Genomic DNA, 23,911 nt, shown 5'->3' with positions numbered 1-23,911 from the left:
TATTTTTTATCTCTTACTGCACCATAATTAGAATCTTCACTTTCTACGTCAATATATACTAATGGTGTTACAAATGCCAAATATAATTTTTATTAATTGAGTATATATTTAATTTAACTTTCATAATTTAAATAATCATTAACATCTGTATAATAATTGCGCTCATCAGTATATCTATTATTACTGATAATATATATATCCTGCTTATTAAATGTTAAAGTATCTGTTGTATAATTATTACCAAGGATAATATCATCTCCAATTATACTAACTGTATTATCTAAATTGTCAACAATCTTATCTTTGGGACTAATATATACTACATTTTCAAAAATGTTATTAAAAAAAGTCTGGGACGCCCATGCTTCTGAAAATACGCTAAGTGGTCTATAGCATTTTGAATTTAGTAATACCTCTCCAAATACGGTATCCTCCGTTATTACAATCATTGTATTCTTTCCATTATTCGCTGCTGATGTAACTTTTGAAACTATTTCTTTATCAATATTTGCTGTAGTAGGTTTCAAAAATGCATACCAGATTACATTATAACCTGTAAAAATTACTAATATACAAATAGTCAGTAAATACAAAATTTTTTTGTTTCTAAATATACTAAAAAATAAAATAATAAATGTTACTGTTAGTAACGAAAAGATACTATAAAAATAACGGTATGACATACCTGCATTATAAATAATACTCATTAGACTATATACAGCAAAAGATGAAAGAGAAAAGCAAGTAATCGCGATACTTGTTTTCCAAGAGACTAGATGATTATAATCAGTAATTTTTTCCTTAAAACATATATATATAATTGATAACATAATAAATATAACCGTAATAAATAATATCATCATATTTAAAGAAAAAACGCCATCTTTGCCCATATCTAACTTGTTATTACTTCCTATGAATAAAAAACGTTTAAAGCTCTCTTTAGTAGATAAAAATATATTATAAAAAAAATTAAAATTAAGTTTTTGCACCACAAATCGTCCAACACTATTTTCTGATAAAATCTTTTTCCATAGAATACTCCATCCAATTACTAATACTCCTTCGTATACTAAATGCTGTATAAAAAATATTACCAACTTTTTATTTCGTTTAATAATACTATAAATTATAAAAAACAAAACAGTGCATCCTAACATTGGTAGAGTATACTCACCTGTAAAGACTATCATAAAAATTAGTATAAAACTAAATATATAATTTCTCCAAGTCAACTTACATTCATTCTCATATTTTTGAATAGTACCTAATTCTAGATAACAATATAATAAAACCAAGTATAAGGGCAACATTAAATAAGACCAATGATGAAAAGTCTGAAGATGATTAAATGGATTCAAAGTAAAAGTAATAGCACTTAATATGCAGGGTAATTCAGCAATTTTCAATCTTTTCAATGTCTTATAAATCAATATACCAGATAAAGTATGTACTGTTGTTATAATAAATTGATAAACACTCGCATTATCTCTGGCTATATGATGCAATAAAAAATGTATTACTTTAGACACTCCATATGTTCTCAACTCTCCCGTTGAAGCTAAGTCTAAATTTAAGAATAAGGTGAAAATTGTTTTCCTAAAGCCTTTATTTGCTTCAAAATCATTAAATCTTTGATATAGATATGTATCGTCAAGTGTTAGAGTCACTGTATTAATAGAACTAATTATACCTAATACAATGGAAAATATAATCCAAGTATAACACGCTGTCTTTTTTTTATCTTTATTTAACCAAGGATTAATGAAGTCCATTAACAATATGTTAATTCTTTTCCTTAAATTATAAGGTTGCATATTAACCCTTTCTTCTCATTTCCCACCATATATATTTTAATAATTTTTTACCAGTTTGAAATGCTTTAAAATGTGTTTCGCCTGCTAACCTTGGTCTTTCTTGAGTTGGAAATTCAATACGCTTTACTTTATATTTATAACTACGACATACCATTTCTATATCAATGGAAGGATCAAAGTTTGATATTTTGAGCATTTTGAACGTTTTTACCGTCATACCTCTAAATCCGTGAAGGGTGTCCCATATTGTATTACCTTCTCGTTTAAATAATATCTTTGCTAATAACCCCATTCCTAGCACAAACCATTTTCTAGGTCGTATTAATTTGCTATCTTCTTCATTATACGAATCTTTCATCATTCGACTTCCTACAACAAAGTCGTAGCCCTCTTCAAAAAGCTCTCTAAATTTGTATATATCTTCTACTGGAATAGTTCCTTTCGGATGATAAAAAACAAAAGCATCACAAGTACAATAATTAACACCATCAATACATGCTTGATTTAAACCTTTTTTTGTCTGCTTATAAACTTTAATGCCTTGACTTTCCAAATATTCAACAGTTCCATCTGTACTTCCACCATCTATACAATAAACTTGATCAAATTTAGTTTTATCAATTTGAGGTATATCATTCTTACAGCCTGTCATTTCATTCCACGTAATTAAACATAATCCTACTGTCATTTTGTTGTCCCCTTACATTATATTTAAAATTATGATTCCTGCTATAATAAAGAAAACAGCAAGTATCTTGTATTTATTCATTTTTTCACCTAGTACCTTATAAGAAACTATCATAGTCCAGATATATGTAAGTGATGTCATTGGATATAATATTGAATAATCCATGAATCGGAGCAAATATATATTTAAGAATGCACCTAACAAATAACTTGCCCCCCCAATATATAAGTAAGGCGATAGTATAAGCTTAATAAGTTGTATTTTTTCATCATTTCCATTTATAGCACGTTTAAAAAATAATGCTCCAAAAGTACCTGAAACAGTCATAATAAAAATTAAAATAGAAAGGATTAAAATATTCATTTCAACCTTCTCCTTTCATACCACTGTGTCCTAAAAAAAACATTCCTAATACAATCACCCCTATACCGAGAATTCGATTCCATGTAATAGCTTCGTGCAGTATTGTGGCCCCAATAAAAATAGATAATATATAACCGATACTCATCATAGGATGCAATATTGATAATTCTCCAAATTTAAATGCAATTATCATAAGCAAAGCTCCTAAACCATAAAAAACAAAACCAATCAGGTATAGCCATAAAGTATCATTATCCGTAGATAATTTCCACATTAACTGGCCAATACATGTTGAAAATGATGATAAAATTATTATAACTATACCTAAACATAATTCTTTTTTATTAACTTTCATTTCATCTCCAGTTTTTATTAACTTATTTTATTAATTGATACATTTGAGCTTCTTCAATCTTAACTTTATATGGGTCTTTTTCAGGTGCAAATATTATTTCAAAGCCTGTAATTTCTGTAGCCTGTAAACAATTTGGTGATGAACCAATAGGTATTAACAGATTACTGCTAATTGTTACAAATTGAAACTCCTCATTAAGATTATTTCCATTCTTATCAATCCCTTTTACAATTAACGTTGCATTTCTTAGATTTTCATCTTCGTAGTCTAACTTAAGTCGCAAGAATTCACCCAAATTGCCCGGTACCATTTGATTCATATTGAAATGGACGCTAACTGATGTATTGATTACTTCCACTTGCGTTTGTTCACATGAAGCAACTTCACTTGCTTTAAATCTCTTAGTCATAAGATCAAAACTTTGTCCCCATTGACTAGGCAGATTCATTAAATTGATTTGATGAAAGGAATCATCAAGTCTATTATCTGTCACATTCATTGATATTTGTTCAATCTGTTGATTATAATTTGTTTTTTGTTTTTCATCTAGTGCATACAATTTTATGCTATCAACAGTAATGTCTGTTCCATCTACCGCATTATCAAAATCAAGTCTTAAATTTATAAGTTTTGAATCAAGCATAAACTGATCATACTTATATAGCGGTATTAAAATTTTGTTCGATTTAATATTAAAATGTATTGTATTTGTTTCATTATGATCTATCTTTTCTGTCTTAACAAATAATTGACCAGCAATATCTGAAATAGGTTTGGTTTTTAGGTTAATTTCTATCAATTGTATATTGTCAATTTCTGTTTGACTTTTTGACTCGAAAACAAGATATGGATCACTACCGAAAATATACATATTTTTATTGTTAAGCGTTATATTATTCTCGAAACTAATATTTTCTTGCGTTAATTTTTCTAACAAATTAGCGTTATATAGTGATTCATCTATGAGGTTATCATAGACACCAATGATATTATTTGCATCAAGAAATTCAATATTATCTTGTACCGGTGTTAAATCTATATCATCTCTTACCAAAAAATTACATCCCTTATATTTTATAAACCTATAATCCTGTTCCATAAAATACCGATAAATTCTGTAGCTTCTTAACGATTCACTAATTCCCATATATCTTAATGGTTTATTAATAAATACTAATGGAACATCATTTTTTTGAAGTTGATTTATAACCTCTGTTTGTATCACTTCATTAGCCGCTATCATTGACGAAACATACAGGCCTGGTACTTTATTATCAGTTAGTAGATAATAAATACTTTTATCTGTAAAATCATAATATGCCTGGTTTTCTTTTAATAAATAATTACAAATCTCATTAATAACCATGGCTTCATTTATATATTGTTCATCCTGAACAAAAGCGTACCCCAGATTATCGAGACCTGTTTCTTCTGGCTTAACATATATTGCATCGTCCGGAATGTTAACAATACTATTCGCTTTTTGATGGATTTGTAAATATGGAGGATATGTCATATATAAGCAAGCACTTAAAGAAAGACCACATATTAATATTGCAATGGGCTTAAATACTATTTCACTTCTATATATATATATTAATATAATTACTAAAAAGCCAAAGAATATAAAACTTGTACCACCAATTCTTGATATACCTGGATCTATTCTGGTAAAAATAGATGGCAACATCAAAAAATATGCAAGAGTTGCTGACACGGTTAATATTACTCCCTGTATTAATTTTATTTCATCTTTTTGCCTCACAACATATCTTGTAAACATATAAAGCATAATAATAAATGCTGCTAATCCAGATCCAAATTTAAAAATAAATTGTATGATTATATCAAGGAATTTGAAACCTGTGAGGTAATTTGGTTCATAAGTCAACGTTTGATAAACGCTAACACCATTACCTATCATTGTTTCATATCCATTTGCTTTTAAAAAATGTATTGCATTATATAGTAAAGGAATGCAGCAAACACCAATTATAATTACACTTAATAAAAATGCTGCTAATTTAAAGCGATTCTTCTTGTTATGTATATCAAATAAATCATTATTTTTGAATGCTTTATACCAAATAAGTATTACTACTGGAATAAATGAAGCTGCGACTGCTCCACCATATGTCGGTTGATACCATACATGAACTATACAAGTCAAAATGTAATAATAGCTCCATTTAAACGGATTCTTTATTATCCTTGGATTTAATAAAAGCAGGAACACTGCTGCTATGAGGAATATTCTGTTCATGTAAAACAACGGCATAATTGGAGCAATTAAAAGAATCAAAAATTTATGTTCAATAATACTATAAAGTAATAATGCAGTTATTACAGCCATTATCACTAGTAATAAACTTTGAGTTTGTGTATAAGTTGAATATTTGCCTCCAAAAACAATCTTATTAAGCCATGACAAAGAAAAACCCAATCCTTGAAGAACGGACACAAACTCACTGCCCCATTTTTGTCCCTTTTCAACGATTTGTTGATATACAATAGCTGTTTCTCCTGTATGGAATTGATCAGTGTTAATAACTAAATTATATCCTGTATCCCAAATACAAATTGAAGTAAAAGAAATAACTGTACTGATGGATAGGCTGTTTATCTTTCTTTTTTTCAAAATTATTCTTATTAACGTTATTATATTAATGAATAAAAGTATAATAATTAATGCAATTGTTATTTTTTTTAGCCTCGAGTAATATACCGGTATATACTCTGCTCCTTGATAAAAATAACGTGTATTTATTAGACTGAATAGGCACAATGGAATAATTAACTGAGTAAATGATGTTATAACATCCGCTGCTATATCTTCATAACATTTAAATTTGCCCTTAGCAAATTGATAAATCACATAAGCTGCAATGCATAATAAAATCCATAATAATGGCACAAAATATTTTGTACCCCTATCTGCAACATTGGGTAAATAGTAATCTGTTAAAGCTAAGACACCTGCAGAAGATAGATATATATAAAAACATGACGATGCAAGTTTTGAGATATTATCTTTCTTCACTTTAGTTTTATTTAATCCAACTATTACAGTTATTAGATATAAACAAAAAGATAAATTAAAGGCTGGTATCGTATTGATCTTAATTAACAACATCGCAAATGCAGGCAATATACCAATGATAATATACTTCATGCTTATCTCAATAATGTTTTCATTTAGTATTATCTTTTTATTATAATATCTATTTAGTGTAAAAAACATAATTAAATACGTAATTATAAAAGTATAATAAGTATAAAAGTCAATATTTTTATAAATTCCTGGTAAAGTAATATTTCCAACTACTATATCATGATATGGTTGAGTTCCTCCTCTAAAAATAACATAACACAATAAAAAGCCGAGGAAAGCTAAAACAAATGAAGTTGCTGCACTTTTCAATGCCACTTTTGAATTATAGGGAATATAATCTTTTATCTTGCTTTTTATTTTGTCTAACTTATCGTTCATATGCTCTCCTAATCTTTTAACAAGTAATTTTATAATCCTTACAAATTACCACTGTTTTATGTAAGTGAATACTCGAAAAGTTTTTATCTTCTTCAAAGTCAGTGCTTTTCTATAGTAATACCTTGAATTAATTCGATGATATAATAAATTCTACCGGTTGATATTGATATACTCCATCATTTGAAATTATAATAAACTGAACCTTGCCTGCTTTGATAATTTCATTTGTGGGAATATCTAACGAAAAACCAGCCATTAAATATTCTTGTTTTATGGATGTCAGATCAGGTCTTTCAAAAAAGTTAACTCTATAGTAGCTTTCACCTACTTTCATATATACATCACTAGCTAGAGCTTCTGCTTTTGAATCAATAGCCCAGCCTATAATACTTTGTTTCATTTGATTTGCATCAATCCATAATACACCATTTTCAGCAAGTGGGCTATCAATATTTAAAACAGGTGTATCCTCAACTATCGATAATTCTTTAATATCAGTTTTTTCAACTCTATTATCTTTAAAATAATTTAAATTTTTACTAATATCTGCATTAAAAGCCCTATCTACAAATTCATATAAAACAATATCCGCATGTACTATATTTTGAAGATTCATTAATTCCTGCGCTGAAGTATAATTAACAAAATAAAGTTCACTAAAATGTTCTGCTAGTAAAGGTAATATGAACGAATAAATGTATGAATCACCAATAATGAGAATACTCTGTTCATTCTCTATATTTGTATTTGTATAATGGAAATATTTATCATTTACATCTATTTCCACCCCTTCTGGCATCTCCGCTGATTGTTGTGCCTGGTATCCTTTTTTTAAATGATAACTAAATATTTCATCATCAAAAGCCATTGCTTTATTAAGAATATTAAACTCACTTAAATGTGATATCGCACCTTTTGATTTTAAAGTTTCAATAACAAAATCTTCTTTCTCATAACATTTTAAGTTAGAATATTTTTTGCTTAACTGCTTTATTATTTCTGTATATCCTACAAATGCACCATTCATATTCCAATGTGTACAGTCATAATTTTTATAATATAGCATCTCACCATTTTTATTGTTTATTAACTCTTGTTTTACATTAAATATGTTAACATCTGTACTTTTCAATATATATTCACTCAAATAATCTAACCTAGTTTTAGAAACAATATTTTTTATACTATCAGGGTAAAATTCAGGATAAACCTCTTCCTTATTTGGAATGGTCATAATATAGAAATCAGCCCCTTTACTTTCGAAATATTCTTTCATATATGTAAATCCTTGACTCAATTCCTCTAATTTTGAATCTGAAAATAGATTTTTTCCTTGTATCGTTATAATATCCGCACCACCACTTGTATAAAATAAATTTTCTTCTTTACCTATAATAAAATTTGGTACTTTTAATTTTTTAAAAATTTTATAGTTTAATGCTATATCGCCTATAACAACATCTTCTTTAAAGCCAATATTATCGTCAATAAATGACTCAAACTCTGTAAGAAATGTATAATTCAATTTACCATCGCTATTATAAATTCGGGGGAAAGAAGCTAATTTTTTATTCTCAACAATTGATATCTTATCTGCATTCTTATTGATAAAGACAAGAGGAGCAACTATAATCATTAAAAATATTATAATTGAAAAAATACCATATACTTTTTTTATTTTTTCATTAGACATTATATTCTCCTTTTAAAACCTAAAATATATAAATGGATTATAAGTTGATGCCATAACAAATATTACACAAATAACCATAAGTAAAGATATATATACTAACTTTACACAATTAAATAGAGGTTGATTGGAATGCTTTTTTTCTATTTTATTGGCTAAATATGATAATACACCTGTAGCCGCAATTATTGCAATTATAATAATAAATATAGCAAAATTATCTAGATAATACATTACGTCATATCCTATATTCACTGGTTTTACTATACCAAACATTACCCCTAAATAGGCAAGAGCATACTCCAATGTTTCTGCTCTGAAAAATACCCACCCTATTATAACTATTAGTAATGTATAAGTGTGTTTAATTATAATTGGAATTTTAAACTTTAACAGAGATGAATTTCTTGTTATTCTTTCCAATAACATAAAAATTCCATGCCATAATCCCCATACTATAAAGTTAAGAGAGGCACCATGCCATAAACCTGTCATGAAAAATACAATAAATAAGTTGACATATACGTTCCCTTTGCGGTTACCGCCTAATGGTATATACAAGTAATCTCTAAAAAAAGTAGATAATGAAATATGCCAACGACGCCAAAAATCTGTAATGCTTTTAGATATGTAAGGATAACTAAAATTCTCTAGAAAATCAAAACCAAACATTTTACCCAGACCAATCGCCATATCGCTATAGCCACTAAAATCAAAATAAATCTGAAGTGCATAGCATAAAGCCCCAACCCAAGCAGTAACCAACGTATTCTCATTGTACGGCTGATTAAAGATATTATCTGCTACAAATGCAACAGTGTTAGCTATAATAGTTTTCTTACCAAGTCCTAATACAAATCTTTTGATTCCTTCTGAAAATTTTTCAATACTAACTTTCCTATTATCTATTTGTTCATTTACATCCTGATATCTTACTATTGGTCCAGCAATCAATTGTGGAAATAGCGATATATATAAAGCAATTTTTAATGGATTCTTCTGAACAGTTACTTTCTCCCAATATAAATCAATAATATATGTCATACCTTGAAATGTAAAAAAAGAAATTCCTATTGGTAAAGCAATGTTTTTTAGGGAAATATTCATATTAAATAACTGATTTAAAAGTTCAATGGAAAAATCTAAATATTTAAAATAAAATAGCAAGCCAAGATTACTTATGATCGCTAAGAACAAAATTAATTTTTTAATTTTATTGTTTATTCTTTTATGTTGCGAGTAATAAATGAGTAATCCAAAAATATAATTTAATACAATGGATACTATCATAATTAAAATAAATTTGGGGTCACCCCAAAAATAAAAAAATAAACTAGCTAACAATAAGAAGCTATTCCTAAACTTTTGATTGAGTAAATAATACCCGCATAAAGTTAGTGGCAAAAATATAAAAAGGAAAATATTTGAACTAAAAACCATTTCTTACTTCCTCCATCAAATTCCATTTTAAATATTACGAATACTATAATAATCTAAAACTTTTGATATTCCCATTTCAATATCCACCTGTGGAACCCAATTCAGTTCACTTTCCGTTTCTCCTATATCTAGCAAAGTTTTTGAGACATCACATTTACGGATATCCTTATATATAATATTGGTAAAATTCATACCGGATTTTTGTATAATAATATCAATAATATCATGTAGTGTATGTGCTTTTCCTGAACCAACATTAAAAATATGTTGTTCTCCATTATATTCACTAACTTTTAGTAAAGCATCAATTAAATCATCCATATATATGTAATCTCTTTCATTATTTCCATCACCATATACAGTAATTGGTTCATTATTTAGTAGTTTATAAATGAAAATAGGAATAACTCCCTGAGGTTTCGTAGGATCTTGTCCGATACCATACGGATTAGATATTCTCACGATTTTATAATTAATATCATGACATCTCCCAAAAAACTCAAGATAACTTTCTATAGTCTTTTTTTGCACACCATAACTACATATAGGATTCAACTTATCAGATACTTGATTAATATGATTACCAGTTTCACCATAAATTGTCCCTCCTGAAGAGAAAAAAATTATATCTTTTACTCCACATTTTACCATGTTATTCAGGAGACGTACTGTTGGCACAACATTTTCTATAATTTCGCGTTCAATATTATCTGTGTCCTCAGATGGTATTGTGGTACTAATAAGATGAAATACTATATCTACACCAGTTAATATTTCAGTGAAATCCTGTGTTTCTATATAATTGCCTTTTACCATTTCCAGATTATCAATACCTTCCAAATCACTGCTTCTAAAAATATCGTAAGCAACTATTCGATATTTTTTAGAAAGTTGTTTACATAGGTTTTTCCCTATAAATCCACCTGCTCCTAATACTAAACATGTCTTCATTATGCATTCTCCATTAATTTATCTAGTTAGTTCATTATATAACCTATCATAATCATCCACCATTGTCTTGACACCAAACTTACTCCAAGCACGCTCCTGGTTATATATTCCAATTTCCTTGCATTTTTCATAATCATCTAGCAAGTTTATTAATATATCGGATAGTTTGTCAGAATCATCCGGCTCTGCAAGTAGAGTATCATTATTAACAATCTCATTGATAGCACCAATATGATATCCTGCTACCGGTATCCCCATGCTCATGGCAAAAGGGGAGACTTGTCCAAAACTCTCTTTCCATACAGGTGCAACGAAAATAGTAAATTTTTCATACCATGAAGGTAATTCTAAATACGGTACATATCCAGTAAAAGTAAAGTTTCTTAATACTCCCGCTTTTTTTACTTTATCTAAATAATAATCATATTGTGGGCCACCGCCTACTATAATCGCTTTTGTCTGTGGCCTTTTTTGTATCGTTTTTATGAATACATCTATAGAGTGTTGGTTTAGTTTATCATATCCTAACCGATACACCATTCCTATAGTGTTTTTCGATAAATAGTCGCCTATAAGCTTTCTTGTAAACATTTCGAAATTAGAACCAGGATAAATAACCAAACTTTTATTATCCTTACTATCATGAAATTGTTCAAGAACATAATTGCTGACAAATATATATTTATTAACATAACCTCTCAATATAGGATTTATAGGTGTATTTATATTTTCAATTATCTTATAATTATGATTGTTATCTAGTAAATCAAATACTTTATGATACCATTCACCTTCCCATATATGAATATGTATTATCTCCGGTGAATACCTATTTAAGGCTTCATTAACTATCTTTTTATTATCAATATCAATTACTTCAACATCTACATTAAGAAATTCATCAGCACCGCGATACGCCATAGTAAAAATTTTGTGTTCAAACTTATGTCCATAATGTTCTATAATATCAATAATTAATCTAGATGAACCACCTGTATAAAAATTTTCAATAAAATGTAACACTTTTTTTCTTTGAGGTAATAGTTCATTCTTAATCATCACTTTATATGGCTCAACAACTTGAATCTTTGATTTATCCTGATTAGCTTCTTTAAATGCATCATTAGCCATGGTCTTAGCACCATTAATAGCTTTCTTAAAGCCTTCTCTTCTAATCTTCCTTAAAATCCTGGATAACCCGATTTTATTATTATACATGAATTTATACATAGACTTTAAATAAGTAATTAAAACTCGAAATTTTTCTTTTAAAACCTCAAGTAAATTGGGCTTTGCTATCTGAAAATTTTGTAATTGGAAATCAATTGGTTTAAATCCGAAATCAAAACGTAAAGCATCATTACCTATGTTTGATAGCTTTAATATATATGTGTACTCTTCTCCATCCATAAAACCTAGCTCACATGATTGTTCTTCATTAAAAGCCAATTGAGGAGTATTGGCATAATACATTTTTAATCGCAAGCCATTGACATTGCCATCAACTTTATGAATAACTTTAATCCATTTATATTTCTCTTTAAAACACAAAACAAAGAGTGAATTATCTTCACCTGCTCTAAAATATCTATCGCTAATATGATCAAAGTTATGACATATTACATCATTTATCTTTGTATTATGCTTTGTTACCAATTCTTTAAATACTTCAAAATTATCACTCATCTAATTTTCCTCTTTAAGTAGCTGATTAATTATTTGCGTAATACTGTTATCAAAAGCCTCTTTTGTAAAATATTTTTCGTATGTGTTTCTTCCCTCTTGCTTTAATTTGTTCAATGACTGATTATTATCTATAACATATATCATTTTATTCATAAGTTCTTTATAATCATTATTTTTATAGACAAGACCATTTATTCCATCTTGCAGCAAAGAAGCAGTTCCAGTATTCTCAGAACAAATTGCAATCTTTGATAGCATTAAGCATTCCGTCATAAAAACGGGCATAGGATCGTCTTTAGAAGCACAAACAACAACATCGCATTGGTCATAAACATCTCTTATTTCATCCCTGGATACTTCATTTATTAATGTCACTTGATCTGGATACATGTTTTTTAATTTAATTACATCGTCATAGATAATATCATTTATTTTACGACCTATAATAAAAAATCTGCATTTTTCGATGTATTCTTTAGGCATTGCCATAACTGCTTTAGAAAAAATATCCTGCCCTTTTCTTTCTTCTATAGTTCCTATAATTGAAAATACTATTTTATCTTTAATATTATCAAGTTTATATTTATAATCTTTCTTACCTTCAGAAGCATAATCCGGTACACAATACAATAATTCTTCTGTTCGGTAAGATGGTCTGAATTCTTTCATAACCGACTTTGCATATCCGCCCCCACAATAAATATGTATATTTTGTCCTACTTCGTTAGGTATTAATCTATCAGCACCTATGAGATAGCTCTCTCTAGATTCATGAACCCACCAGATTACTGGAATTTTCATGTCTTTAAGTTGGACAATACTATGGTATTGAACAAGAGTGCTAACAATGATTAAATCAAAGTTAGTCGCCCATTTTATCCAAAAATCGCTCCCATTAATTGTAGAATCTATTATAACATCTATTCCGTCAGATAACAATTCTCTCCTCAATTTTCCATCATAGGGCGAAACAACTACAGGATAATTACCTGATTCCCGAATCGTCTTAGCAGCATAATGAAGCGCAATAGGCGCACCTGTAAGTGATAACTCATGACTAACTAATAAAATTGAAAAACCTGATTTGTCTTTATTTTTGCCGCTGCTATAAAAAGAATATTCATGAGGTACATTTCTTAGCATATAATACTTCATTTCATTTGTAAAATAAGGATCATTCTCTAATAAATACATGTAATTTTTTAATAAGTAAATATAAGCAGATTTACTTTCAGTATTAAACCAACTATCATACCAACTGCTGTTTTCAGTAGCAATTATACTATCAGCACAGTACATACATTTTAAACCAAAATTTTGTACTTTGAACGATATATCAGCATTAGAAAACTTGTCTGGTGTATCGACTTCATTAAATCCTTGTATCCTTGTATATAAATCTTTTCTAATTGCTATACAAGTTGCGGAAAGTATAGAGACTTCTCTGCTAAAAAATGCTGGTTCATTAACACCTTCTATGAGGACATTGGGTTCTCCATTAAAAGGTATCGGGAAAAAGCCAAATCCCCCCGAAATGATACCAGCATATCGAATGGTTTTATCCTCTCTTATTACTTTTGGCGATACTGCTCCTACTTGTTCAAATGCAAAACAAGATATTATTTTCTTTAGCCAATCGTTATAACTAATTACCACTGTATCTTGCATAAATAATAAAATATCGCCTTTAGCTTCATTGGCTCCTAAATTGCATTTTTGCGCATAGTTAAAGCTATTATGAAATAATACGTATGATAATTTAGAAAAATCTTTGTATTTCTTCTCTAGCTTTTCACATACAGATTTATTAGCTACAATTATAATCTCATATATTGGATAATCCGTTTTTGATATAATAGATGTTATACATTTATGTATTAATTTCAAATCATCGGTTGGAATTATTATTGAGACCTTAGGATTTTTATAACTTAGTGAAAAATTGTAATTGTAATTATTGTCATTGAATAAAGCATTGCCTACGTGACCTAATCGCATAAGTGCATTATCTATTACTGTTAAGTTGTAGTATTTATCAATTTCTTCAGCAAAGCTATTCCTTAGTAATAGTATCTGGTTAATATGTATTACATACTCACTATATTGTAGGGCTTTTAACACCGTATCGTTTATTCTAGCACTGTAACAAATATTTTCATTATTGAAACCACCGGCCTTTTTTACTACCTCTTTCGAAAACATGACTCCCTGTTCTATATATAGACTGGTTAATTGATAAATAGGGGAGTAATCCGGTTTAATAAAATACTTAGTTCTTTTACCATCTCTCCCATCAAAAATACATTCATCGCAATAAACAGTCGCATTTGAGATATTCTCAATTTTTTGCGCAAATTGTTGAAGGGCATTAGGATGAAGTATATTACTCCCATTAATAACTATGAAATATTCCCCATTTATATTATCAATAACTTTATTATATACTTCTCCTGGATAATTAATATAACTATAGTTAATAACATCATTAACATTTTTATAATTAACTGGTGTTATAATTATAATATTATAATTATTATATATTTGACTATTTATACTATTTATTGTACCAGTTATGTCAGTATTTATATCATTAACTTCTATGATTACCGTAATGTTCTTATTCGCGTTTAAGCACGGATATTCTTCTTTCTGCTGGTATTCATAAATATCCATTTTATCGTTAACATTCTTATCTTGTCTTGTAGAAACACTAAAAATAGTCAGCTTCAAACCCGAGATTCCGCCTTTAAGCAACGTTTTCCAAACCTTGGATATTATTTTCTTTTTATCTTCTGTCCTTTGATATGCAACCAGTAATAAGCGCACCTTGCTTATTAACCTCATACATTATCCCCCTTGGTCATTTCCTAAATTTTCTAAAAGGTTTTGTAACTCTCCAGCTTAATGAATTTACCATATTATCAATTTCCATCCGCAAACTTTCAATCTCATTATTCTTAAGGTTTAATTCATTCTGCATAAGTTCAGTACATAATCTGTATTCATCTATAGCTTTAGCATTATTTTCTATTTCAATATCTCTATGCTGTATTTTTGTCACGTTCTCAATTACTTCATTCTGTTTATATATTAATTCTTGATTTAGTAAATTAATTTCATCTTGCTTAGTTTTTAACTCTTGACTTTGTTTATTAATTTCTTCTTGCTTAGTTTTTAGTTCTTGATTTAGTTTATTAATTTCTTCTTGTTTAGTTCTTACATTGTGATTTAGTTCATTTATAACACACATCTTATCTTCATACATTTTACAAGCTTCTAAGATTTCACTTTGTTTATCTAAAAGGATTGTTTCCAAACGGATATTGTTATTTTTTATTTCATTTAATATTTTATTATAAACAACTTTTATATCTTTTATCTCAGGTGTATTAATAATACCTGAGATTTCTATTTTATTTATATTATTACCATTAGGATTATTTACATATACTCTCGCAGTTTCATTTACAAAATGATATTTATTATCAACTAACATACCGTTTATTATTACTTCTAAATCACCATCATCAGATATAACATTAATATTTTCTAATGTACAAATATCGTCACACAAATCAATCCTAAGTTGGTTAATTTCATTGTAATTTTCTAATATAAATGTAATTAAAAAAGTATTTTCTTTATTAATTCGGTATTTTTGTTGGACTTTTTCCTTTTCATTGTAACCAGAACCAGTATCAATATATAAGGAAGCTAACATTGTTGCAAATCCAGTATTTATCGCTTTCTGTATCGTAATATTATCTTTATTTTCATTATAATAACTTTCTTTAATAACTGTTATTACATACTGATAAGCATCTGCAAACTCTCTATTTTTTAAGAATAAAGCTTGTTCTCTTGGAATTGATTGATAATTATTATTAAATCCTGAGTGCTCCAGATTTAAATGTACAACTTTTTCCTTTTCAATTATTAGTCCTGCATCGTTAAAGAATGTTTCAAAAGATTCGTAAGTAAAAAATCTTAAGTGGGTACTATCAAGTATTCCTGTATTACGATATTTAAATTTATTATTAATTAAATCGATAATTACAGCATTATAGGCTATATTAGGTACTGATACCATTATTCTTCCATCATGCCTTAATAATTCGCTAGCTTTTGCAAGTACTTTATTAGGCTGTACAAGATGTTCAAGCACATCAGCAAATATAATATAATCGAACTTTAAATTTCTAAATTTTTCAAACCAGTTGTAATTTTCTATATCGCCTAAAATGCCATCTTTGGCAAAATTCATAACATAATCATAAGCTTCATTATCTATTTCCACAATATATACATCACAATTTAAATTATGGCTTAAGTACTTTGTCATTCTCCCCATTGCTGGTCCAAATTCAAGAATAGAAGTATTAGGTTGAATTTGTTCAATTATCAAGGATAAGGAATTCTCTGAGTTTAAATCTAATGGTTCATCATATTTATTCAAAGTTAAACCTCTCTTCCCATACTCCAATTATGTTCTAAAACAAAAATTCCCTCGCCCACATAAGGAGTATTAACAAAAAATTCTTTCATTTTCCCTCTATACTCTATAGGTACCTGAGCATTTCTTTCATAAATAGCTGCATCAAAGTAATATGATCCACCAAGTAAATTTACGTTTTTATAATGCAGAAATATTGAGTTCATTCCTATTTTGTATTCTACATCGAAATTGTCTAATAAAGTATTTAAACCGCATATATATTTATTATCAATAGACATAATGGCAATTCCAATAACAATATTCTTAATTTCCTTGTATATAGAGAAATTAAGTTTTATATTAATTTCCTCTCCGAAATTAATTGATTGGATTTTTTCGTATTTACTATTTAATAACTCTATATTATTTATTTCACCGATATCTGATGATATAACATAACCATTCGAATTTTCTTCAATTTCTTTTCTTTTTAGATAATCTAAGTATTTATCACATACTGTTACTGTCCCGCCTACACTTTCTAACCTTCCATCTCTTAACCATATACATCTATTACAATATCTCTTTATACTATTTATATCATGTGATACATAAAGAATAGTTTTTCCTAAATCTCTTAATTCATTGAACTTGTCCATACACTTAAGTTGGAAATCTAAATCACCAACTGCTAATGCCTCATCAACTATTAAAATATCGGGATCAACATTTATAGCGACTGAAAATGCAAGCCGTGCAAACATACCGCTAGAATATGTCTTGACAGGCTGATTAATAAAGTCTCCTATTGCGGCAAAATTAACTATGTCATTGACTTTATTTTTAATTTCAACGTCACTATATCCTAATATAGTACCGTTAAGAAATATATTTTCTATACCGGTATATTCCATATTAAATCCTGCACCTAATTCAAGAATGGAGGATATTTTACCCTTTTTAATTATATCCCCTGCTGTAGCGTTTAATACACCTGTTATTATCTTTAATAGTGTTGATTTTCCGGACCCATTTTTTCCTAAGATACCTAAGATATCACCTTTACAAACATCAAACGATACATCGTTTAAGGCATTAAACTCTTTGCTATAGGACCTTTTGATAGGAGAAATCGCTTCTTTCAATCGATCAATAGGTTTATCATATATTTTATACGTTTTAGTTAGATTTTTGACACTAATTACAACTTCATTCATAAATTTTATCTTCCTTAACCACTATATTATAAAACATCTGCAAAATGAGACTTCAATTTTGCAAATAATAACGAACCTACTAGCAATATTATTAAAGTAATGCACCAGAAGTATAATGTCTGTCTGACATTTTGATAGAACATTATATTAGTTAACATACTATCTCTAAATCCTTGTACTATATAATACATTGGATTTAATTTGAAAACCCAAACAAAATTTAAAGGTATCACATCCGTATTCCACATAATGGGCGTAAGCCACATTCCAAATTGTAAAATTATATTCATTAATTGACCTAAATCTTTAAAGAATATAATAAGTGTTGATGTAATTAACGATAAACCAATTATCAATACACACATACAAAAAATATAATAAATAATTTGAAGCATATAAATAGTTGGATAAATCCTGTATATAAAAAACATTAAAAAAAGAAACATCACAAATACAATATGTACAACCAACGAAGATAAAACTTTTACTATAGGTAAAATATTAATCTTAAACACTACTTTTTTAACAAGATAACTGTAGTCAATAAAAGAATTGGTCGCACTCCCCCAAGCATCTGAAAAGAAGAACCAAGGGATAAGACCACAAGCTAACCACAAAACAAATGGCACATCTTCAACTGGCTTTGATTTAAAACCAATTTGAAATACAAACCAGAACATGAGAATGGTACATAATGGTTGAACAAAAGCCCATATAATTCCGAAGTAAGAACCTGCATACTTCGTTTTGAAATCGTTAGCAGCGAGTGATATAATTAGTTTTCGATTTGTGAAAAAGTCCTTAAATAAATTATATATTACTTTTAACTTAACAAATTTATAAAATACAAATGTGCTTATTAGTGCTATGATAATAGATAAACTAAGTATTAAGTAATTTGTATTTTTTATATTTATATCTTTTATAATAATGTAAGGATCAATTCCTGTTGTAGTAAAACTCAATAGACCATTCTGTTCATCTAGTATTTCTACATTATTATAAATAATGTGTTCGCCTCCATTAACTATATCATGCGCACTATAACTTTTGTTCCCAAATACATTTTCTAATACAATGCTCTCAAGTTTAAAAATACTATTATTCAGATATCCAAAATCAACCCTAATTTTTGTTATATTTCCCATTACTATATAGGTGCTTATTTCATGTAAAACATTATTTTTATCCGAAACATATTTATAGGAATAATCTTCACTGAATTCACTATTACCTTGTTCTGAACTATAAAAAATTTGATATTCTGTTTGATTATCCTGTTCTATATTAATCTTTATTTCGTATCTACTGGAATAGTATTCAAACAAGTAATAATATAATAAAGTAAACATTGTAAAAATGCCTAGATATACAATTACTCTTAGCAAAAATGACCTGTATTTTTTATATAAATTGAGCATATTACACCTCTATTGGAAATTATCTATTTCCATACATCTTTTCGTAATAATTCTTATATTCACCACTAATAATATTTTCCCACCAAGACTTGTTATTGAGATACCAACTAATTGTTCTCTTTATGCCTTCATCAAATGAGGTGGTTGGTTCCCATCCAAGTTCATTCTTTATCTTAGTAGGATCTATAGCATATCGCATGTCATGTCCCGGTCTATCAGTAACATAGTGAATCAATTCTTCACTTTTACCTAATTCCTTTATAATTGTCTTAACAACCTGGAGATTGGTTCTTTCATTATGCCCACCAATATTATAGACCTCTCCAACTTTTCCATTATGAATAATCAAATCTATAGCAATACAATGATCTTCAACATAAAGCCAATCTCTTACGTTCTCACCTTTACCATATACAGGAAGTTGTTTATCATTAAGAGCATTTGCAATCATTAATGGAATCAACTTTTCAGGGAAATGAAATGGACCGTAGTTATTTGAGCATCTAGAAATAGTTATAGGAAGTTTAAATGTCCTATAATAAGCCTGTACCAATAAATCAGCTGATGCCTTTGATGCTGAATATGGGCTGGAGGTATGTATTGAAGTTTCTTCTGTAAAAAATAAATCTTGTCTGTCTAATGGTAAATCTCCATATACTTCATCCGTTGAAACCTGATGATATCTTTTTATACCATATTTTTTACAAGCATCCAACAAAACTCCTGTTCCTATTACATTAGTTTGTAAAAATATACCCGGATCAGTTATTGAACGGTCTACATGACTTTCTGCTGCAAAGTTAACAACCATATCAGGTTGGTGTTGTTCAAATATCTCATATATAACATCTCTATCCGCTATATCAGCTTTTACAAATGTAAAATTGCTCTTCTTTAGAGCAGGTTCCAAAGTTTCAATATTTCCTGCATAAGTTAATTTGTCCAAACACAGTATTTGATATTCTGAATATTTTTCTAACATATAATGTACGAAATTACCGCCTATAAATCCTGCTCCACCAGTCACTAATATTTTCATGAAATAACTCCTTTACAAATTAATATTTAAAATAAATGTCACTATCACTTAAATGTGGTGCTTTTGCATCCCGATCAGATACGATTGGATTATCAATTCCCCAATTAATATTGAGTTCTTTTTCATTCCAAATAATATTTCTATCAGCGTTTAAATCATAGTAATTATCAGCCTTATATAGAAATTCCACATCATCAGTCAATGTTAAAAACCCATGTAAAAATCCTCTTGGAATAAGAAGCTGTCTACCATTTTCTTTTGTTAACTCAACCGCAATCCATTTTTTATAAGTCGGTGAACCTTCTCTCATATCAACTGCTACATCTAATACAGCCCCTTTTGCACAGCGAACTAGTTTTGCTTGTGCCGCATCACCTTTCTGATAGTGTAAACCTCTTAATGTTCCTTTTTGCGCTGAAAATGAATGGTTATCTTGAACGAATTCATAGTTTAACCCAACTTCCTCCATAGTTTTTTTAGACCAGCTTTCCATAAACCAGCCTCTTGAGTCTCCCAAAACCTTTGGCTCTAATATGTAAACATCTAATAATTCTGTCTTGATTATATTCATCCTCTGTTAGCTCCTCTAACTAATACATTATTTTGCCATCTGCAACCTGCTTAAGATGACTACCATAAATCGATTTGCCATAAAGATTTGCAGACTCTATAAGTTTCTCTTTTGATATCCAGCCATTTTTGTATGCTATTTCTTCAATTGCAGCTATCTGAATTCCTTGTCTCTTTTCTATTACTTTTACAAATTCTGCTGCTTCACTTAGAGCATCCATGGTTCCGGTATCCAACCAAGCATAGCCTCTTCCTAATGTAACAACATTAAGAGTTCCATCCTCCAAATACATCTTATTAAGGTCTGTTATTTCTAGTTCTCCTCTATCTGATGGCCTTACTTTTTTCGCGAATTCACAAACTCTACTATCATAAAAATAGAGCCCTGTGACACAATAATTAGATTTTGGATTTTGGGGTTTTTCTTCCAATGATATTGCCTTTCCATTCTCATCGAATTCAACAATACCAAAACGTTCAGGGTCTTCAACATAATATCCAAAAACAGTAGCACCTTCTTTTTTACCTGCTGCTTCTTTTAGATGCTTTGTTAAACCATTTCCATAAAAAATATTATCCCCAAGAACCATAGCACAAGAATCACCATTAATAAATTCTTCACCTATCAAAAATGCCTGAGCCAATCCGTCTGGTGAAGGCTGTTCAGCATATGACAAATTTATGCCATAATTAGAACCATCTCCTAATAATTTGATAAAATTAGGTAAGTCCTGAGGTGTAGATATAATTAATATATCCCTTATTCCTGCCAACATCAATGTTGATAATGGGTAATAAACCATTGGCTTATCATAAATAGGAAGTAATTGCTTTGATGTAACCATTGTCAATGGGTAAAGTCTTGTTCCAGACCCACCAGCTAATATTATACCTTTCATAAATAACTCCTTCATCTGTATTTACACATAGTCAAAATTATATCACACTGTATTAAGGTTTACAAAATATAATTTAAGTTTTCTTCTTAAATTGTATTGTTTGATTTATACAAATTCTTCATAATCATTCTTATTTTGTTAATTATTTAAACCATATCCATACTTTTGATTAAGCATCTCCAATTAGAATTATAAATTTATATATCAAATCATCTGATAACCTCTGACGGTAGATATTCTTGTTCATTATCATTTTAACCCTGCTTTTAAAACTATTCCTAGTCTGCAATACTAAATCCAATAACTCTTTTCTATCAGCATTTAAAGAATATAACCTTTTAAATTCTAATAACTGTTTATAAATATTCCCTCTTCTCTTTCGATATGTCTTTAGACGATATTTAAACTGTTCAATTCGAGTAGTTCTGGCACCTACTTCATTACTACCATGTTGTCTATATAAAATATAGGAATTTTCATCGTAATATACTTCTCCAAAACAAGAGGCTATAAGATAATACCACCAATCATGTTGTACCATAAAATTAGGTGTTTTTTCTTTTGATATTTCAACTGCAATTCTGTTAATAACGGCCGTACAACCTGTACAGATATTTTGGATAATTGCATTTCCATAAGAAGGTCTAAAATTTATATTATGTATTGTAACTTTTATTTTCTCTAAATTAATACCAACCGCTTCATATCTGCTACAGTATAGTAGTGGAACTGTTTGATTCATACCTTCCAGAATTTTTATTGCAGCACTTATTTTGCCCGGCTTCCAAACATCGTCTTGATCACAAAATGCAAAATAGCTAGCAGACGCATCACTATTCTGAACCAAATCCATGAAACTTTGCCAACAGCCTATATTAGATCCTTTATAAAAAGTTATATTAGCGTACCTATTACAGTATTCGTCTAATATAATACTGGTATTATCTTTTGAACCGTCATCTCGAATTAATATACTAATATTAGGATAATCTTGTGCTAATATGCTATCTAGTTGTTCTTTAATGTATGCTTCTCCATTATATGTTGATAAAAGCACTTGCACTTTTTTCATAACTACTCCTTAAACTGTTTTTATCTAAAAATATTGTGTAATAGATGAGATGCTGTATAAAAAAACGCTTCACCACAATTCCTCCCTAATTTCCTGTGCACCCCAAAAGTCATTTTTGCTGATTTTACTTTATTCCTTGATTTACCGTTCTTACTAAGACGATAGCATAATAATGGCTCATTTAATCCATACGCTGAATTACCGTCTTTTAAAATTCGAAGCCAAGTCAAATAGTCTTCATGTACATCACTTGATTTCATAGGATATCTTAATGCAATGTCTCTTTTTAATAGTACTGATGAACATGCTACACAATTGTGGTATAATAAGCTTTTATATGTAATCTCTTCTTTCGTGCATACTATCTTACCAGTACTAGTCCCATTATCATTGAATATTTCTCTAGCGGTATAAGAAAACGCTGCTTTTTTTAAAGAAATCAATTCCAATTGCCTCTTTAGTTTCGTATCAATCCACCAATCATCTGCATCAAGAAAAGCAATATATTTTCCGGTGGATGCATCAACTCCAATATTTCTTGCTTCTGCGACTCCTACATTTACTTGATTTTTTATATATTTTATGGTATCCTTTGCAAAATCATAATCTTTTAATTTTGATACTAAATCATCTTGCGAGTTATCATCAATTATTATTATTTCTTTTTCAATGGATTGAGCCAAAGCTGAATATATGGCTTTATTTATATATTTTGCGCTATTATACGCCGGTATAATAATTGAAACTTCCGGTCCTGACATAATTTTCGTCCACCTTT

18 protein-coding genes are annotated in these 23,911 nt (G+C 28.8%); all 18 read right to left on the bottom strand.

The window, feature by feature from the left end; all coding sequences use genetic code 11:
* Nucleotides 1–113: 113 nt before the first annotated feature.
* The 18 genes from acsn021_RS04875 to acsn021_RS04790 all read right to left on the bottom strand — a co-directional run bounded on the left by acsn021_RS04875 (nucleotide 114) and on the right by acsn021_RS04790 (nucleotide 23,894).
* Nucleotides 114–1,817, bottom strand: coding sequence for a hypothetical protein (locus acsn021_RS04875; RefSeq protein WP_184090510.1), 1,704 nt, complete (start codon nucleotides 1,815–1,817; stop codon nucleotides 114–116).
* A gap of 1 nt (nucleotide 1,818) precedes the next feature.
* A complete protein-coding gene (locus acsn021_RS04870) occupies nucleotides 1,819–2,505 on the bottom strand; it encodes a glycosyltransferase (protein ID WP_184090507.1) in 687 nt (228 codons plus the stop codon).
* A 12-nt stretch (nucleotides 2,506–2,517) separates the two neighbouring features.
* Nucleotides 2,518–2,868 (bottom strand): EamA family transporter, encoded by a 351-nt coding sequence (locus tag acsn021_RS04865; protein WP_197978596.1) that lies wholly within the window; start codon nucleotides 2,866–2,868, stop codon nucleotides 2,518–2,520.
* A gap of 1 nt (nucleotide 2,869) precedes the next feature.
* Complete coding sequence (locus acsn021_RS04860) at nucleotides 2,870–3,223, bottom strand: DMT family transporter (protein WP_184090503.1); 354 nt, start codon at nucleotides 3,221–3,223, stop codon at nucleotides 2,870–2,872.
* 22 nt (nucleotides 3,224–3,245) lie between these two features.
* Entirely contained in the window at nucleotides 3,246–6,713 is a 3,468-nt protein-coding gene (locus tag acsn021_RS04855; RefSeq protein WP_184090500.1) for a hypothetical protein, read from the bottom strand.
* Nucleotides 6,714–6,840: 127 nt separating this feature from the next.
* On the bottom strand, nucleotides 6,841–8,406 hold the full coding sequence (locus acsn021_RS04850; protein ID WP_184090497.1) for an alginate O-acetyltransferase AlgX-related protein: 1,566 nt from the start codon (nucleotides 8,404–8,406) through the stop codon (nucleotides 6,841–6,843).
* Between the two features lie 12 nt (nucleotides 8,407–8,418).
* Nucleotides 8,419–9,843 carry an MBOAT family O-acyltransferase gene (locus acsn021_RS04845; protein ID WP_184090494.1) on the bottom strand — a complete coding sequence of 475 codons (1,425 nt, stop codon included), beginning with the start codon at nucleotides 9,841–9,843 and terminating at the stop codon, nucleotides 8,419–8,421.
* 27 nt (nucleotides 9,844–9,870) lie between these two features.
* The gene (locus tag acsn021_RS04840) at nucleotides 9,871–10,794 is read right to left on the bottom strand and encodes an NAD-dependent epimerase/dehydratase family protein (protein WP_184090491.1); all 924 of its coding nucleotides are present in this window, start codon (nucleotides 10,792–10,794) and stop codon (nucleotides 9,871–9,873) included.
* Between the two features lie 18 nt (nucleotides 10,795–10,812).
* On the bottom strand, nucleotides 10,813–12,480 hold the full coding sequence (locus tag acsn021_RS04835) for a glycosyltransferase family 4 protein (protein WP_184090487.1): 1,668 nt from the start codon (nucleotides 12,478–12,480) through the stop codon (nucleotides 10,813–10,815).
* The gene (locus acsn021_RS04830; RefSeq protein WP_184090484.1) at nucleotides 12,481–15,324 is read right to left on the bottom strand and encodes a glycosyltransferase; all 2,844 of its coding nucleotides are present in this window, start codon (nucleotides 15,322–15,324) and stop codon (nucleotides 12,481–12,483) included.
* 16 nt (nucleotides 15,325–15,340) lie between these two features.
* Complete coding sequence (locus acsn021_RS04825; RefSeq protein ID WP_184090480.1) at nucleotides 15,341–16,936, bottom strand: methyltransferase domain-containing protein; 1,596 nt, start codon at nucleotides 16,934–16,936, stop codon at nucleotides 15,341–15,343.
* A 2-nt stretch (nucleotides 16,937–16,938) separates the two neighbouring features.
* Nucleotides 16,939–18,132, bottom strand: coding sequence for an ABC transporter ATP-binding protein (locus acsn021_RS04820; protein ID WP_184090478.1), 1,194 nt, complete (start codon nucleotides 18,130–18,132; stop codon nucleotides 16,939–16,941).
* 26 nt (nucleotides 18,133–18,158) lie between these two features.
* On the bottom strand, nucleotides 18,159–19,484 hold the full coding sequence (locus acsn021_RS04815; RefSeq protein WP_243167766.1) for an ABC transporter permease: 1,326 nt from the start codon (nucleotides 19,482–19,484) through the stop codon (nucleotides 18,159–18,161).
* Between the two features lie 88 nt (nucleotides 19,485–19,572).
* Complete coding sequence (rfbB, locus tag acsn021_RS04810; RefSeq protein WP_184090475.1) at nucleotides 19,573–20,592, bottom strand: dTDP-glucose 4,6-dehydratase; 1,020 nt, start codon at nucleotides 20,590–20,592, stop codon at nucleotides 19,573–19,575.
* Nucleotides 20,593–20,611: 19 nt separating this feature from the next.
* Nucleotides 20,612–21,163 (bottom strand): dTDP-4-dehydrorhamnose 3,5-epimerase, encoded by a 552-nt coding sequence (gene rfbC / locus acsn021_RS04805; RefSeq protein ID WP_184090472.1) that lies wholly within the window; start codon nucleotides 21,161–21,163, stop codon nucleotides 20,612–20,614.
* 19 nt (nucleotides 21,164–21,182) lie between these two features.
* Nucleotides 21,183–22,061: a glucose-1-phosphate thymidylyltransferase RfbA gene (rfbA, locus tag acsn021_RS04800; protein WP_184090469.1), complete on the bottom strand. Its 879-nt coding sequence runs from the start codon at nucleotides 22,059–22,061 to the stop codon at nucleotides 21,183–21,185.
* Nucleotides 22,062–22,230: 169 nt separating this feature from the next.
* Nucleotides 22,231–23,133: a glycosyltransferase family 2 protein gene (locus acsn021_RS04795; protein WP_184090466.1), complete on the bottom strand. Its 903-nt coding sequence runs from the start codon at nucleotides 23,131–23,133 to the stop codon at nucleotides 22,231–22,233.
* 20 nt (nucleotides 23,134–23,153) lie between these two features.
* A complete protein-coding gene (locus acsn021_RS04790) occupies nucleotides 23,154–23,894 on the bottom strand; it encodes a glycosyltransferase family 2 protein (protein ID WP_184090464.1) in 741 nt (246 codons plus the stop codon).
* Nucleotides 23,895–23,911: the final 17 nt, after the last annotated feature.

Source organism: Anaerocolumna cellulosilytica, from assembly GCF_014218335.1.
Classification (GTDB): domain Bacteria; phylum Bacillota; class Clostridia; order Lachnospirales; family Lachnospiraceae; genus Anaerocolumna; species Anaerocolumna cellulosilytica.
This window is presented reverse-complemented; position numbering and strand designations above follow the sequence as displayed.

What these genes read in the sequence shown, in the direction of transcription:
- acsn021_RS04875 (WP_184090510.1), bottom strand. Translation starts at nt 1,817, where the DNA reads ATGCAACCTTATAATTTAAGGAAAAGAATTAACATATTGTTAATGGAC.
- acsn021_RS04870 (WP_184090507.1), bottom strand. Translation starts at nt 2,505, where the DNA reads ATGACAGTAGGATTATGTTTAATTACGTGGAATGAAATGACAGGCTGT.
- acsn021_RS04865 (WP_197978596.1), bottom strand. Translation starts at nt 2,868, where the DNA reads ATGAATATTTTAATCCTTTCTATTTTAATTTTTATTATGACTGTTTCA.
- acsn021_RS04860 (WP_184090503.1), bottom strand. Translation starts at nt 3,223, where the DNA reads ATGAAAGTTAATAAAAAAGAATTATGTTTAGGTATAGTTATAATAATT.
- acsn021_RS04855 (WP_184090500.1), bottom strand. Translation starts at nt 6,713, where the DNA reads ATGAACGATAAGTTAGACAAAATAAAAAGCAAGATAAAAGATTATATT.
- acsn021_RS04850 (WP_184090497.1), bottom strand. Translation starts at nt 8,406, where the DNA reads ATGTCTAATGAAAAAATAAAAAAAGTATATGGTATTTTTTCAATTATA.
- acsn021_RS04845 (WP_184090494.1), bottom strand. Translation starts at nt 9,843, where the DNA reads ATGGTTTTTAGTTCAAATATTTTCCTTTTTATATTTTTGCCACTAACT.
- acsn021_RS04840 (WP_184090491.1), bottom strand. Translation starts at nt 10,794, where the DNA reads ATGAAGACATGTTTAGTATTAGGAGCAGGTGGATTTATAGGGAAAAAC.
- acsn021_RS04835 (WP_184090487.1), bottom strand. Translation starts at nt 12,480, where the DNA reads ATGAGTGATAATTTTGAAGTATTTAAAGAATTGGTAACAAAGCATAAT.
- acsn021_RS04830 (WP_184090484.1), bottom strand. Translation starts at nt 15,324, where the DNA reads ATGAGGTTAATAAGCAAGGTGCGCTTATTACTGGTTGCATATCAAAGG.
- acsn021_RS04820 (WP_184090478.1), bottom strand. Translation starts at nt 18,132, where the DNA reads ATGAATGAAGTTGTAATTAGTGTCAAAAATCTAACTAAAACGTATAAA.
- acsn021_RS04815 (WP_243167766.1), bottom strand. Translation starts at nt 19,484, where the DNA reads ATGTTTACTTTATTATATTATTACTTGTTTGAATACTATTCCAGTAGA.
- rfbB (WP_184090475.1), bottom strand. Translation starts at nt 20,592, where the DNA reads ATGAAAATATTAGTGACTGGTGGAGCAGGATTTATAGGCGGTAATTTC.
- rfbC (WP_184090472.1), bottom strand. Translation starts at nt 21,163, where the DNA reads ATGAATATAATCAAGACAGAATTATTAGATGTTTACATATTAGAGCCA.
- rfbA (WP_184090469.1), bottom strand. Translation starts at nt 22,061, where the DNA reads ATGAAAGGTATAATATTAGCTGGTGGGTCTGGAACAAGACTTTACCCA.
- acsn021_RS04795 (WP_184090466.1), bottom strand. Translation starts at nt 23,133, where the DNA reads ATGAAAAAAGTGCAAGTGCTTTTATCAACATATAATGGAGAAGCATAC.
- acsn021_RS04790 (WP_184090464.1), bottom strand. Translation starts at nt 23,894, where the DNA reads ATGTCAGGACCGGAAGTTTCAATTATTATACCGGCGTATAATAGCGCA.